The organism is Streptomyces sp. NPDC047072 (genome assembly GCF_040643855.1).
Lineage (GTDB): Bacteria > Actinomycetota > Actinomycetes > Streptomycetales > Streptomycetaceae > Streptomyces.
In genome coordinates, this window is record NZ_JBEYVC010000033.1 from 63,319 (window position 1) to 77,456 (window position 14,138).

Below are 14,138 nucleotides of genomic sequence, written 5' to 3' on the forward strand. Positions count from 1 at the left end.
CCTAGCGTTCGGACGGATGGGCTTTTTCGTAGGCGCCTTTCAGCTCGGCCGAGACGCGGCCCCTTAACCCGACCGTATGGCCAGTTTCTTGTGCCCATCGTCTTATTCGTTGCACATCTGTGCCCTGCTGGCTCATCATGTAGTCCGCATACTCAGCAATCAGCTCAATCATGTCCGCCTCGGTGGCCTTTGGATGAAACTCAACTTTCGGCGCACCCGACTCATCAGGGCCGATGATTACGGTCAAGAAGCCGCGACGCTTCTTGTGCATCTTTGCCACGACCGGAGGATGCTGAGAATCTAACTCATAGGCCTGCTCCATTAATGGGCCAAGCCGGGGCGAGGTGGCAATCACTTCGAAGTCGTAGTTAAAAGCCACCCAGTGACCACGATGCTGATTCCAGATTTGCTCTAACGCCTGTTGGTTCATATACGCACGACACTCGTTACCAGCCTAATTCTACGCCAAAAGCTCGATTCCAAGAAGTGGCGTCCGGGTAGATTAGGCAGCTCGACGCAAGCCTTCAGCCCGAATCTCAGCAAGCTCTTTAATGTCCAGGAGGTCATCATTTAAAAGTTGAGGGATGGCACCTCCGGTAGCAATTTCCGCCTCGACGAGGTCTGCCACAGCGTTGACTGTGGTCCACCACAGCGAGACTCTGATGCACACTGGGTCTAGCTGATGACTGTCTGAAGCGTGAAGCTTCTTTACGCCACCGAACTAATCAGGCGGCATCAGCAGCGTTTCATCCCTCAGGGTTTTGAAGTCGCTATCGCTCTGCAAGGCCAAAATATCGCCCCGTAGCTCAGTTCGAAACTTGTTAGCTAAGGGGTACCATGTCTGATTTTTTTGACACAAAAGGATTGCCTCATATGGCGTTTTCAGCTTGAAATCAATATTTTTCCCATCCCACGTCAAGTTCGAGAGTGGTATACGCAGTAGCCGACGCTTAAGCTCTACCGAGACGTCACGATCGGCAAAGAGATCAGCGGCACTAGCTGCCAGACGAACCAAACCTGACACGGTCGCGACGAATGCCCTTCCATTTTCGTTCGTGTAACTTGCCACTTCGCGATCAATCGCCGATTGACGTGCAGTCTTCTCGGCTACAATCCGCTTGAACAAATCTGGGCTAATCCTGAAGGTCTCGCGATCTCGGAACATGCCAATGATCTCGTCGTCAATTTGACCCCGTTCGGATCTTAATAGGCGGATTTTACGCATTTCGTGCTGTAGATCGGCTTCTTCGTCCTCTTCCAACCTCTTCAGGAGCCGTCCAGCTACATCATCGGGAATCCGCAGAGAGTGGAATATGCGGTCAGCAACCTGCTTGGTTATCACATCCTCGTTTACCCACTTCGCACCGTGCGGCTCGTTGTACTCTGTGCATTTCAGGTAGTTATACTTCCCTTTCTTCGGCCCATCCGTGAGAACGGTGTACCCGCACACCCCACACGTTATCAAGTCTCGATACAGATGCTCTTTTGATGCATACTTTGTCCGCTTCGTCGATCGACGCCTGTTGACCGCCTGAACCTTATGCCAAAGCCATCCGGGGATCAGTCGCTCGTAACGGTGCGGGTAGAGCTTGCCTCGATACGACATGAAACCAGCATAGAATGGAGTAGCTAATATGCGGTGGATCTGCTCCAGAGTTACCAATTTCCGTTTCCCTCTCGATGTCATCCCTGCCTTCCGTAAACGCATCGTGATGGCCTGAAGGGATAGCCCCGTAGCCCGCAGTTCAAACGCCATGACAACGAACTGGCGCAGCTCCTCATCTGGCTTGATGTCTTTCTTCGTCTTACGTTTCTTACCTCTCTCCACTCTTCCTTCGACTGGCACCCCCGTGTCTATGTTCCTGTACCCATACGGCGCCCGACTGATCCACTCTCGTTTTTCTTCAACAATTTCTTCAAATCTACGATTTACATTGTCCCTGATAGTGCCGGCGAAGTAGCTGGACAACGCGACACCAACATTGAGTCGAAATATGTCCGGGGCCGGTGAATCCCGGTTAACATAAAGGTTGTCCGAGGGGAAGTGTAGTTCAATCCGGCCCTTCTTTCGCAGGTCTTCAAAAATTGCATGTTCGACGCTCGACGATTCACGACTGAAGCGGTCAATCTTATCGAAGACGACAATGACAAGAGATTGCGCTCTAGTGATTGGATCAATCACGAGCTCCCTAAAGCGTAATCTCTTTCCTTTGTAGGCAGACTCGTCGAACTCCACATAGACGAACGGCAGCGACTTTGACTCCGCATAGGCTCGGAGACGTTTCTCTTGTGCTGGTAAGGCGTGAATCTGTTCTGGATCCGATACGCGAGCAACCAACAATATCCAAGGCTTCTCCGATCTTACTTGCTTCTCTAGCTGATTCAGTTGCCTCTTTAATAAATCACTAGCCGTCATCACCTGCTCTCCGAAATCGTTTAGTTAGTTTGGCCTCCTGCTCCATGGCGTACAAGACTTTGATGTAATCAACGAGCGAGTCACCTGTCCCAAGCTCACGTTCCGCCACTTTTTGAGCAGCGTTCAGCGCATCATTTTCCTGTTCTTTCCTGCGAACCAAAGAGTGATACCTCCTTTATGCCATCCGGCGTGAATTAATTCAACAGTGAAGGAATAAGGCTCCCCGATCTGTGACCGGAGAGCCTTACTGTGCGGTCAGACCTGCACGATTTCCCGCACGAGCTTCAGCGCCTGAGCCTTGAGAGGCTCGGGCCGGATCAGCGTGCGGTTGAGTTTGGTTTCCCACGACCGGGAGCGCCGGACGTGGTCGAGGTACTCGCCGGCCGCCTGGACCAGGCCATAGCCGGTGTGGGCGATCGGCGCGGTGGTGGGCGACGCCAGGATGTCGCGGAGCGCCTTGCGGGCTTCCTCGACGTTGGTGACCACTCGGTCGGTCACGAGGCCGGCGGGCGGCATCGGGACGAACTCGGTGATGAACAGCTCACGCTGCCGGGTAGAGATGGGCAGGGTCAGCAGTTCACGGGCCAGCTGCTCGTACGCTCGCATTTCGGCTCGGGCGCCGGTGACGGCTTCGCGGGCCTCTTCCAGCCGGTTCTTCCACCCCCGTTTGTGGACGAAGGAGAAGGTCGTGCCGGTCCGCTCGCCTTCGAGCTCGGCGGCTCGGAAGGTGTTGCCGCAGACGATGCGGACCGCGGTGGCCCGCAGGGTGCAGCCGCCGGGTTGGCCGTGTCGGTTGGTGATCCCGAGGTACGGCAGGGTGACGGTGTCGTCGCCGGGCAGCTCGATGGGTTCGTCGAGCAGGGCGAGGCACCAGACAGACCGTCCCTGGTCGAGGACGCCGGCGGTTTCCCACCGGACATTGGGCTGGGCCAGGACGGCTTCGACGAGCGCGCCCATTTCGCCGTGGTCGATGACGGCGTAGCTGTCTCGGTTGATCCAGAGCGTGTCGCTAGTGTCGGACCGGGCGATCCGTTGCCACCCCTCGATGGGGGCGTAGATCGGTTGGCCGGCTTCGTCGACACCGCGCAGCTCGTAGACGGCTTCGGTTATCGGGTCCCAGGTCAGGCCGGCCAGCTGGCGGGCCTCGTCCCAGGTCTTGGGGTGCTGGTCGAGGACCAGGCCCTCACGGTGCCAGGGCATCTCCCTGACGGAAAACATCGATTCGACGTTGGCGGGCATGACTGCCCTCCTTGCTGGTGCTGTGCGAGAGGAGAGACGTCACAGGGCACGTCGGGCGATCTTGCTGGGCCGCTCACGAATCGTTACACTGAGTAACAAGTCATGACGCCACAGGAACTAGATCGCCTCTATGCCGAACTCCGGACCCTGCGCACGCTGGAGCGGCAGAAGCCGTTCCTGAAGCGGTTCTTCGTGCGTCAGGTTGAGCGGCGAGCCGCCCGGGCGGAGTCGGAGACACGGCTGGCGTTCGAGATCGCCGGTCTGGCGTCGTTGTCGACGCTCCAGACGGCGGTCGACGCTGATCCGTATCTGCGGATCGTCGAGCTGGCCGGGCAGGTGGACCTGCCGCCGGCCTACCGGACGCCCGAGGCCAACTGGGATGAGCTGACCTCACTGATCCGTGCCCTGTGACGGGTGACCGGGTGATGGGCTCGCGAAAGGCCCGCCACCTGGTCGTGGAGATGGCTACGAGGAGGACGGGCCACGGTAATGGTCGTCGCCCGGCCTCTCGTTGTCGGCGTGCACCGTGATCCAGCAGTCGCCAGCCGCTTGGTTGCCGCACTGCCGCAACACGGTGGCCAGCAGCTCGACCTCGGTGCAGGTGAGACGGCCAGCGAGGTCGTCCACCAGGATGTCGTCGGCCCAGGCAGTAGCGAACCGTTCCGCCAGGTCGTCGGGAATCCAGGTCACGACGCGGTTCCTAGACCTCGGTGATTTCGTCGATCGTGAGCGTGAAGTCGACCGAGTAGTCGTCGACGTCGTCGAGGCCACTCAGGTTCGGACCGAGGTACTGCTCGGCATCGTTCCGGACCGCATCTTCGTCGCCAGGGGCGACTTCGTAGCTGCCGGTGATGGTGTATCGGACCCGGACCCGTTCGACGTACGGCTTCATGCCGAACTCTTCGAGGAAGGCGTCCAGGCCGTCCGAGCAGATGTCACCGTTCTGGTGTCGCTCGATGGCGTACTGCCGGATGGCGTCGAGGTTGGCGTGGTGGCGCTGCTCTTGTTCGGTGTGGGCCTCCAGCGCCACCCGCCGGCAGATGACCAGAGCCTCGACTGCGGTCCGGACGGCGTCGAGTTGCTTGGCGCAGTCGACCACCGGCGTGATCTCCAGTACGTGCGTGCTGACGAGGCTGATGCGACCGGCGTAGAAGACCTCCAGTTGCTCGGGGTCGGCCAGGCCGAGAATGACGCCGACCCCATCGCCGATGCCGACGGCAACGGGCAGATGGGCGGCCAGGTCCTGCGGCGGCATGGTCCGCAGGAGTTCGGTGGTCAGTTCCATGACTGACTCCTTGCAAGGTGCGAGCGCGTGATTTCGGGGTGAGGCTCACGCGCTGTGGCCCCGGGCGGATGCCCGCCCGACCGGCCCGTTGACGCGGCAGGTCGGTCAGGTGGACATCCGGTCCCCCAGCGGCGGTCAGCGCCGGAACGGCCGGAAGCACAGTCCGCAGCGCTCTCCGTCCAGCAGTTCGCTCTCGTCCACGACCTTGGGGAAGTGGTAGGCGCTGAAGCTGCTCTCGTTGCGTCGGTCTATCCCTCGCTCCCGGGCTACGAAATCGAGGACTTGCTCGGCTGAGACGGGTTCCTGGTGAATGAGGTCAAAGGGCAGGAAGAGTTCCTTGATGCAGTTTGGATCGTAGGTCTGGTCACCAAACATGTATGCGCGAGGATCGGGCATTGAGTACGTGGTTGAAGCAATAACACGGGTCCTTTCGGTTAGCCGGTGAAAATCAAGGACGTGGCCGCTACCACACGGTGCCAAGAGCAGTGAGGGCATCAGGCTCGGTAGCTACCCGGAACAGGTCGCGGCTGTCAGGGGGCTGGCGGTCGATGACCGCTTGAATTGACTGCGCGCGACGCTCGGTCGGAACAATGAACAAAATCCCCGGAAAAACGCCACGCTGCCGCTGTTCGACGTCCGCCAATTCGTAGGCGGCGTAGACCGCGCATTTGGCAGCTATGTGGCGTGGGGCTTCGGTCCCCCGGTCAATCTCGACGAACCACGACAGCTCGCGCCGATCCAGTTCCAAGCGGAGGTAAGCGTCCGGCTTGACCGAACTGCGCTCACCATAGCCACCGAGGTAGAACCGCCAGCAGTCGGGTTCGGCCTCGAACCGGCTGACGGTAGGGCCGCCGACCCGATGCTCTTCGACGAGCTGGACGTACAGCTCGGTAATGGCCAGTCGGTGCGCCAGAAAGGCCTCGCTTGGTTCCCAGGTGCGCCGCTGCTGCCGCCGGGCTGCCGAGCCGTTGAGGGCTGCTCCGTCGGCGGTCAGGGCTAGGACGTAGCCAGCTGGCCCGACCTTACGGTCGCGGGACCGGTTGACATAACGCTGGATCAGTCCGAACCGGACCAGCCGTTGGACATGACGGTGCCCGAGTCTCCGGGCGGTGGGCCAGCCGTACCAGCCGAAGGCCAATCGGCTCAGGTGGTTGGTCGTGGCCAAGTGGACGGTGCCGAGTTCCCGTAGGAGCTGCTGCTCTGGAACCGTCAGATCGTGGGCTAGTTGTGCAAGGCGACCGCCGCTGAGCGGCTGCTGGTGAGTAGGCATGGATATCCCTCCTCGGGCCAGAGGAACAGGCGGATTGGTGTATGGAGAACGACAGACAGTCGTACAACCGACGAGGCTGTGACCAGGAGAAACGAGGGGTTCGACCACGACAGGTTGAGACAGGAATAGGGACAGCAGCGGGTCCGCTCAGAGGGCGCGGTTTTGGAGCTGGCGCGGGCGTGGGTTTGAAGCGCGGCGGCGGGCGGCGATGTCTTGCTCCACCTGCTGCCGGTTCTGCCCGTAGGCAGCCGCGGAGCCGGCGCGGGCGTCCGGTCCGCACCCCGTTGGTTCGGGAGGTGGCTGCGTCGCCAAACTGACTGGAGCGGAGACCTGACCGCCGACGACCAGGGTGGCGAGGGCGGTCCGAGGCTCCAAGGTCAACAGGTCCTGGGGTTGGACGAGGGGGCCGAGCGCCTTCGCCAGGGTGGTGGCGTCGTCGGCTCCGGGTTGCAGGACGACCTTGGTCCGCGCTTCCGAGAGCAGAGCCGCGCGCAGGGCTGGCGGCACCTGGCTGATGTGCTGCAAGGCCGCCACGATGCCGAGACCGTGCCCGCGGGCCCGGGCCAGCATGTCCGTCAGGTCGGCGCCACTGCGAAGGAAGCGAGCCGCTTCGTCGATGTAGAGGGAGGTGGGTTGGCGGCGATCGCGCGTGACAGCGGCCCGTCGCATGACAGCGTTCCAGACCATGCTGACGAGCAGTCCGCCAAGCAGGTCGACGGCGTACGAACCCGCCAATCCACTCGGCAATGCCACCAGCAGAATCTTCCGCTCGTCAATAACCTGCTGCATTTTCCAGGCAGGGTGAGCTTGCCCGAGCATAGCCCGCAGTTGGCGGCGGTCTGTCAGTGGCGTGATTTTGTTGAGAACAGCCGAAATTGCCATTTGCCGTTCACCTTCGCCCCAAGCGCTAAAGCGCAAGAAGAACGCTCCTACGGTTGAAGCAAAGGTTGGATCGAGTCGGCGAAGGAGGCTGTCTCGGAATGAGCTGTCGGTGAGCACCGCTGGCAACTCCACCAGCGTCATGCCGGACGAAGCAGCCAGTAGGACCAGCGCCGCTTTGAGGACTTCCTCAAGGCGAGGTCCCCAACTGTTAGAATTGGCTCGCACCAATTCCAGCACTTGATCCGCTACCAACTCGGCATCTTCCGCTGGACAATCCAGCGGATTGATCCCGACCGGGCATTCGTCTGCCGCGTCGAGGTAGATCAGGTCCTGGAGGCGGCGGGCCGGTATTCGCTCAGCTGCGTCGCGAACCAGGTCTCCGCCCGGGTCCAGCAGGATGACGCCATGGCCGGCCTGCATGTCCTGGACGATCTCGTTGAGCAGCAGCGTCGACTTGCCGGAACCGGTCGGCCCCGTCACGAGCTGGTGCATCAGGGCGTCGGTCGCCGTGACAGCCACGGGCCGCTCCATGCCGGGATACACCGCCTGTCCGAGAACCCGGCCCACGCGGGGCAGGTTCCGGGCTGGCGCGAAGGTCCGGCCACCGCGCAGTTCCAAGCCGGGGATGGCAGGACTGGCTAGTGGCCACGCCACCATGGTGGCGACTTCACGGGCGTTGGCGCGGATCGGGGCCGGGCCGAAGGCGGTCGCGGCACGCGCCAGCCACTCCGGGGCTCGCCACGGCGGGAGCCACTGTGGGGTGAGAGCTACACCAGCTCGGCTGAGCTGGAGCAGCGTTGAGCCAAGCCGGCTGACCAAGTACCGCGCCCGCCCGGGCTTACCCGTGGCGGCGCCGACTCGGGCAACCACCGCGAACCAGGGCTCGCTGGTCTTGGTCCGGGCGTCCGCCACGGCATCGCTGCCTGGTTGGGTCTGCGACTTGGGTGAAGCCGTCAGAGCCCGCAGTCCGCGGGCCAGCCAGCCGGCGTCGACGGGGGCACCCGTGGCCACGACGGCGGGCAGGCCGTACGGGGTCGGCACGGGATAGACCACCAGCTGGTAGACCAGGGCCTCCGACGGCGCCAACGGCTGGAGTGCATCCAGCAAACTGACGGCGAAGGTCTCCGGCTGATCGGTCCGCAAGGGCCGCACCACGGAGGTGAGGCGGCTGCCGCGGACGATCCGGGCCGGCGGTAGACGATCGGCGCCGGTCAGCACCGTAGTCCGGACCCCGGGGACGATGCCCCGGAGCTGGCCAAGCACCTGATCGGCATGCGAGATGGGAACGCGTAGCCGGTGCTCAATGGCACCGGTACGGCCAACGCCCTCGAACACCACGCTGTCGCGGCCGTACAGCCAGCCACGGGGTACTCCTTGCAAGCTCGTCAGAGCACGCACGAAGGCCGTGACCTGATCAACGTGGAGGTCGCGGGGGAAGTCGAGCCGATACGAGATCCGCTCGCTGTCTCGGGTTCGCTGGTCGCGGGAGCGAGAGATTGAGATAAATGCAATGGTGGCGCTGCTAAGCGCGAGGCTCGCGACGAGCAGGAACGTGCCGCTCATACGACGCAACCTCCGGTGATCGGAGGTCGGGCGATGGTGTGGCTTCGTGAGACAGATCGCTGATTGTGGCGGACGTCATGTGACATCGCCCCCCTCTCAGCGGCACAGCAGATGACCGCGGTGCGCTCATGATTTCGGCGAGGACAAGGAAAACCTTGATCAACTCGCCTAAAGACATTAGCACACTTCGGACATTTTGTCAAGTGCATGACGTCTCTCCATCTGTTGCGGAGACGCCCCGTGGCGCGAAAAAGGCGCGTGTTGGAAGAAGCCCGAGTCGCGGGGCTGACAGCGGCAACTCGGGCAGAAGGCCCCGCCGGCGCAGGGCGCCGGCGAAGCGCGGATGGGTTGCTCAGTCAGCGGTAACCGCGACCGAGTCGGAGGCAGCAGGGTCGCTCTCGCGAGCCTGCTGGGTGGCCTGAGCAACGCGTGTCAGCTCGGCCAGGGTGGCGATGGTGTCGGGGTCGGTGATCCGGCTGGGCAGCCCTTGAGCTGCCCGGGACCTGCTGACCCAGTCAGCGACGCCGTCCAGCTGGACTTCACCAGCGCTGGGTGCGGCGCACGACGATCAGGCCGATCAGAGCCACGACGGCCAACAGCACCAGCCAGGGCATGATCACGGCCAGGCTGCGGAGCACCCACTGCAGGACCACAAGCGCGACGATGGCCAGTACGAGCGGGGCCAGGGGGCGGTGCGGTTCAAACCTCATGGCGACCTCGCCTCCACTGATCCAGTTCGTCACGCAGTACAGCCTTGAGGATCCGCTCCTGCGCTGCCGACAGTCCACATTTTCGGTCGCGGCGCCATCTTTGGATCTCATGTTGCTGCTTGCGGAGGTACAAACGCGTACCTTCCCGCTGACTGCGGTAGTCGTGCACTGCCACCGAGATCAGAGCAGCCGCGAAGGCCAAGACGACCAAGTTGGCCCAGAGGCTCATCAGGAGCCCCAAGCAGCATTGAGATGACGCTGCAAGGACGCCCTGAAGTCCAGGACCATCTCTGCTTGGAGCCTGGCCTTGAATTCGCCGGTGGTGCGCATTTCAACCTCGTCTGCCGCCTCGCCCACCTTCTGGCGAGCCGTGGAGTGGACGTCATCCACCGCATCCATGTAGGCCTGCGAGAGCACCTTCTGTTGATCTATGACCCGCAGCTGGCGACGGGTTTCGCGGTCCGGCCGCGACTGCAAGGTGCCAAGCCGCGGCACCCAAGGGATCAGGTCGGACATCGGGGGACCTTTCTGTTCGATCTTCGAGCCAACACCAGGTAGTTGAAGGCCCGGAGCAGGATCCCGATCACAGCTGAGGCAGGGCAGTCTCACGTCGCTGCTCAACTCGTCGAGGTCCGTCCGACCGCCCTCCCCCCGAGAGAGGACAGTCGTGTAGGGGTCTATCTTCAACTCGATTCAAACTGAAGTCAATGCCAACTTGGTATCTACTAAGGTGACCCCATGACAGGAGCACGAAGGGCCAGTACGACCGAGGCGCGTCAGCGCAGCGCACAGACCAAGCGAGAGCGCAGCAGGCGGCTACTACTGGACAGCGCCGCGGCAGTTTTCTCCGAGCAGGGGTGGCATGGGGCTCGCATGGAAGACATCGCCAAAGCTGCTGGCGTTAGCGTGCCGACGGCTTACAACCACTTTCCTGGAGGCAAGCAGCAGCTGATCGCTGCGGTGTACCGCCCCCTACTAGACCCGGTCATCGAACAGGCCGAAGCCGACCGGGAAGCAGGCCTTACACCCAAAGAAGCAGTCATCCGTCACATCCGGGCCTTGGCCGGCGTCACTCGTCGACACCAAGCGCTCACCGCAACACTCATGGTCGCCGTCAGCGACCAGACGGCACGGGTAGGACCACCGACCTCACCGGATGACGTGCGCAAGCTCGTGCCAGCAACTACATCACTGAATCGCCTGATCGAGTGGGGTCAGGACGAAGGTGAATTCGTCGATGAAATTCCAGCCGCGGACATCGGGGCCTATCACTGCAACGGCCTATTTCTTCGAGTTCTCACTCGTCCCCAAGAATCGGCTCAGGAAACATCCCAGTTGGTTTTGAGTCAGCTCCTGCCAGCTCTAATTCACTCGACTTCACAACAGCAGCACTAGGATTGTTGCAAAGTCGATCAATTCATGTTATAAACAGAGATTCTCGATAAATCCGCCGAGAATCACACCCGCCCTTCAATAAGGCGGCTGTGCTCGCCCCTCGCAATACGAGGTGGACATGTTTTGTCTCAGCCGCTATCGCCAGCGTCGGCAAGAACGAATTGCCACCAACCGAGCCCTCCTTGCCAAGCAAGGTGCAGAATGCCTCGCGGAGCTGGACATGCGCAGCGCCAGTTTCATCTCGACGCTCGATGCACGGGCGACTACCGCTAGCAGTCCGACCCTCGCCGAGAAAATGCGAGAGATCGCTACGTCCTACGAGAGGAACTACGCATCCCACCGAGAACGGTTCGAGCATCGACTCGACGAAATAATCGGCCAGCCCGATTCATAAACACTCTGCCCCGGCGAGCCTGCGCTCGCTGGGGCTTTTCTACTGGTCTACCTCGTCAGCCATGCGTTCTGGGTGGGGCGCATCGAGCATGAGATATCCAGAGGCAACGAGGTTGATGTGGCTCGGTAGCTCACTCACCAAATAAGGAGACTGTGCCAGCTCGCTCAACTTTTCCATGATGCGGCTGTCGTCTACACCATCAGTCATGCCGAAATTATGTAGCGCGTGCATTCTGCCGCTATGGAGCGTCATCTCGTGCTGGACAGATTCCGGCTCGGCCGCAAGCTGGCGAATGGTGCGGCGAGCCACAAGCAGGCTATCGCTGCGACCGGTAAGAAGACCAAAGTACCCAGGCGAACGGACACCGGCCCACGTCGCTCCATAAGTCGAGCCGCCGATTTTGTTCCACGCCGGCCGCTGACCGAACTTCTGCACGTGAGCCTCAATAAGCTGACCTTCACCAGTAGCGATAATATCGCTGAAGGTATCCATGCCCATTTGCTCCAGCAGCACGACTGCCGCCGACTGAACAATAATGCTGTAGCCCAGCGTATCGTTCGTTTTAAACCAGGAATCAATCTGCTCGCGCTTGTTCCCTTTAGCGGATGAGCCTGACAGTGCATTGTGCTGTGCGAACCGCCGTTGAATGTCGCTAGCCAGACCCAAATACAACACCTCATGGGTTGCGGGATCCCAGAAGCAATATAGACCAGACGGATGCCAGTCCTGCCCGTCAGCTGGCAGCAGGGTTTTCAGGGCGTCTCGAAGGTCATGGCGCTCGCTTGAGCGATAGACCTCACGTATAACAGTCGCTAGCGTCACGCTGGCCGCCTCACTCGATCGAGAACCTGTCGCCGCTCAGGACAGCGCGAGCTGTGCCGGAAAGTAACAACTGCCGGTCTGGTTGGCGTTACGTTTCTTCTGTCCCAACAATTCGTCGAGCGCGATGCGGCCTTCAAGTACGCAGTACAGGTCGCCGCCATCCATCGTAATGAACGACGTGCGCTTGTCGTATTCTCGCAGCGCTCCAGCAGTGAAGCCGTTGACGCTAACGAACAACCCCAGGGCGTTCTTTCCTTTGCGCCTAACTTTGGCGTCGAACTTGTCGAAGTCCTCGACCTCGACTGCACCTTTGTGCCACTTCGCCTCGACGATGTAGTCGTCGGTGTCGAACGTCAAAGCGCCATCGATCTGCTCAGACGCCAGCACGTATGACAGTCGTGGATCCAGGTCGAACAAGGCAAACAGGTCGGCCAGGAAGGATTCAAACAGCCGACCGGCTTGCTGGCGGTCGGCCATCTGACCAAGTTCGAGAAACTGAGCCTTAAGGTCTTCAAGCTTGCCGGCGAAACCGCGCTGCTCCTGGATCGCTGCTCGACGAGCGGCCAACTCGTCTTCAAGATCTTCGCGTTCCTGAATGATGCCCTGGTGCTGTTTGGTCCAGTGCTTCAGGCTGGCTACCGACTCTCGGGCCATTGCCGTCAGCTTGGGCCCGTCTTGAGCACGCCGGAGACCAGGAAACTCCTCTAGCTGCGAGACCTCCAGCATGAGGTCGAGCGTCAGGTCGCGGTACTTGTCCTCGTGCTCCATCAGGCGGTCGACGAACTCATCCGCGAAACGGGCCTTGTAATCGTCGAAGTCGAGGCCGACAAGCAACTCGGGGTAGTCGATCACGCGACGCCGGATAAAGGTGGCCAGGTCGCGCTTGTACCAGTAGATCGCAGCCAGAGCACGGCTCAGGGCGCCGTACGCCGCCGGATGGATCTTCTGCGATCGCGCCGATGGTCGACTGGTGGTCAACTGACCAGCCCTCCCTCCCCAGTTGTGAGGCAGCGCCGTCGCCACGCCCACTTGGCGAATGTTACCGACAGCGACTGACAGCCAGGCCCGACGAGGGCCGTAGAGGCCCCGCTGACGCGTCGGGGGCAGGCTGGCTACCCGGGAGGTCGGCGATCTCCTGACGGCCGCTCTGCCGGGCGTAGGCTGGCTCTCGAATCCCCAACCGAACCGCCTTGGGTCGGCCCACGGTCTCGGGGGTGCACAGCCCGTCCGTGGCATCGTCGAGGAAGAGCACTCCCCGATGCGACAGGGACACCGCTCCGGGCCGGGCGATGCCGGGTCCGCCGCCGACCAGGGACTGCATGGTCGCCGAGTGGTGCGGGGCGCAGTAGGGAGCGATGTCGATGAGCGGCTTGCCCGGCGGCAGCAGGCCCGCCACCGAGTGGACCGCCGTGACCTCCAACGACTCCTCCCTGGTCAGCCGGGGCAGGACCGAGGGCAGCCGTTCCGCGAGCATCGTCTTGCCGGCGCCGGGCGGCCCTTCCAGGAAGAGGTGGTGGCCGCCGGCCGCCGAGACCTCCACCGCCGTGCGCGCCGAGATCTGGCCGACGACATCGGCGAGATCGTGCCCATGGTCCTGCTGCGCCGCTCCCGCGCTGTGCATGCCCGTCGCCGCCCCGGTGCCCGGCACCCGCAGTCCGGCCATGAGCGGATCGGGGCGGCCCGGCTCGTCAGGTGCCTCGTCGGGCACCGGCTCGTCCGCGAGGACGGCGATCAGCTGCCGCAGGCTGCGTACCCCGAGGACGGAGATCCCGGGCACCAGCGAGGCTTCGGCCGCCGCGCACTCCGGCACCACGACCTGCTCGTATCCTGCCTCCGCCGCGGCCAGGATCGCCGGCAGGATCCCCCGGACCGGACGCACCCGCCCGTCCAGCCCCAGCTCTCCGATCATCACGATGTCGGCGAGCACCCGCGGATCGATCCGCTCCGAGGCGCCCAGCACCGCACAGGCGACGGCGAGGTCGAACCCGGACCCCGCCTTGGGCACCGACGCCGGGCTGAGCCCCACCGTCAGTTTCTTCTGCGGCCACTCACCACCGGAATTGATGGCTTCCCTATTGAATGAGCTTGTTGAAGCTGGTCAGAAGGGGTGCGTACGGATGGATTGGCGAGTGTTCTGGGTGCCACGAGACGCGGAACGAGTC

Annotated in this window: 14 protein-coding genes and 1 pseudogene; 2 read left to right on the plus strand and 13 right to left on the minus strand. The window is 62.0% G+C overall.

The genetic code is table 11. From position 1 onward, the window contains the following. Position 1: 1 nt before the first annotated feature. The 3 genes from ABZ896_RS17210 to ABZ896_RS17220 form a co-directional block, all read right to left on the minus strand. Positions 2–430, minus strand: coding sequence for a histone-like nucleoid-structuring protein Lsr2 (locus tag ABZ896_RS17210; RefSeq protein ID WP_360928796.1), 429 nt, complete (start codon positions 428–430; stop codon positions 2–4). 291 nt (positions 431–721) lie between these two features. After that, positions 722–2,416: a recombinase family protein gene (locus tag ABZ896_RS17215; RefSeq protein ID WP_360928799.1), complete on the minus strand. Its 1,695-nt coding sequence runs from the start codon at positions 2,414–2,416 to the stop codon at positions 722–724. Positions 2,417–2,671: 255 nt separating this feature from the next. Continuing rightward, positions 2,672–3,655 carry a DUF932 domain-containing protein gene (locus tag ABZ896_RS17220; RefSeq protein ID WP_360928802.1) on the minus strand — a complete coding sequence of 328 codons (984 nt, stop codon included), beginning with the start codon at positions 3,653–3,655 and terminating at the stop codon, positions 2,672–2,674. 102 nt (positions 3,656–3,757) lie between these two features. Here ABZ896_RS17220 and ABZ896_RS17225 point away from each other — a divergent pair, with 102 nt between their 5' ends. Next, positions 3,758–4,066 carry a hypothetical protein gene (locus ABZ896_RS17225; protein WP_360928805.1) on the plus strand — a complete coding sequence of 103 codons (309 nt, stop codon included), beginning with the start codon at positions 3,758–3,760 and terminating at the stop codon, positions 4,064–4,066. Between the two features lie 54 nt (positions 4,067–4,120). Here the strand turns inward: ABZ896_RS17225 and ABZ896_RS17230 are convergent, their stop codons facing one another. The 7 genes from ABZ896_RS17230 to ABZ896_RS17260 all read right to left on the minus strand — a co-directional run bounded on the left by ABZ896_RS17230 (position 4,121) and on the right by ABZ896_RS17260 (position 9,881). Beyond that, positions 4,121–4,345 carry a hypothetical protein gene (locus ABZ896_RS17230; RefSeq protein ID WP_360928808.1) on the minus strand — a complete coding sequence of 75 codons (225 nt, stop codon included), beginning with the start codon at positions 4,343–4,345 and terminating at the stop codon, positions 4,121–4,123. 10 nt (positions 4,346–4,355) lie between these two features. Continuing rightward, complete coding sequence (locus ABZ896_RS17235) at positions 4,356–4,940, minus strand: hypothetical protein (RefSeq protein WP_360928811.1); 585 nt, start codon at positions 4,938–4,940, stop codon at positions 4,356–4,358. A gap of 135 nt (positions 4,941–5,075) precedes the next feature. Next, positions 5,076–5,315, minus strand: coding sequence for a hypothetical protein (locus tag ABZ896_RS17240; RefSeq protein ID WP_360928814.1), 240 nt, complete (start codon positions 5,313–5,315; stop codon positions 5,076–5,078). 88 nt (positions 5,316–5,403) lie between these two features. Beyond that, a complete protein-coding gene (locus ABZ896_RS17245) occupies positions 5,404–6,210 on the minus strand; it encodes a replication-relaxation family protein (RefSeq protein WP_360928817.1) in 807 nt (268 codons plus the stop codon). A gap of 147 nt (positions 6,211–6,357) precedes the next feature. Further along, positions 6,358–8,655, minus strand: coding sequence for a type IV secretion system DNA-binding domain-containing protein (locus ABZ896_RS17250; protein WP_360928820.1), 2,298 nt, complete (start codon positions 8,653–8,655; stop codon positions 6,358–6,360). Between the two features lie 539 nt (positions 8,656–9,194). Next, positions 9,195–9,365, minus strand: coding sequence for a hypothetical protein (locus ABZ896_RS17255; RefSeq protein WP_360928822.1), 171 nt, complete (start codon positions 9,363–9,365; stop codon positions 9,195–9,197). A gap of 228 nt (positions 9,366–9,593) precedes the next feature. Beyond that, positions 9,594–9,881 carry a hypothetical protein gene (locus tag ABZ896_RS17260; protein WP_360928825.1) on the minus strand — a complete coding sequence of 96 codons (288 nt, stop codon included), beginning with the start codon at positions 9,879–9,881 and terminating at the stop codon, positions 9,594–9,596. 222 nt (positions 9,882–10,103) lie between these two features. Here ABZ896_RS17260 and ABZ896_RS17265 point away from each other — a divergent pair, with 222 nt between their 5' ends. Then, positions 10,104–10,760, plus strand: coding sequence for a TetR/AcrR family transcriptional regulator (locus tag ABZ896_RS17265; protein ID WP_360928828.1), 657 nt, complete (start codon positions 10,104–10,106; stop codon positions 10,758–10,760). A gap of 433 nt (positions 10,761–11,193) precedes the next feature. On the opposite strand, the gene ABZ896_RS17270 is transcribed toward ABZ896_RS17265, so the two are convergent. The 3 genes and pseudogenes from ABZ896_RS17270 to ABZ896_RS17280 form a co-directional block, all read right to left on the minus strand. Continuing rightward, a complete protein-coding gene (locus ABZ896_RS17270; protein WP_360928831.1) occupies positions 11,194–11,976 on the minus strand; it encodes a hypothetical protein in 783 nt (260 codons plus the stop codon). 36 nt (positions 11,977–12,012) lie between these two features. Beyond that, on the minus strand, positions 12,013–13,005 hold the full coding sequence (locus tag ABZ896_RS17275; protein WP_360928834.1) for a restriction endonuclease: 993 nt from the start codon (positions 13,003–13,005) through the stop codon (positions 12,013–12,015). A gap of 205 nt (positions 13,006–13,210) precedes the next feature. Further along, positions 13,211–14,041 (minus strand): annotated as a pseudogene (locus ABZ896_RS17280) (ATP-binding protein); the annotation flags it as partial. Positions 14,042–14,138 lie beyond the last annotated feature (97 nt).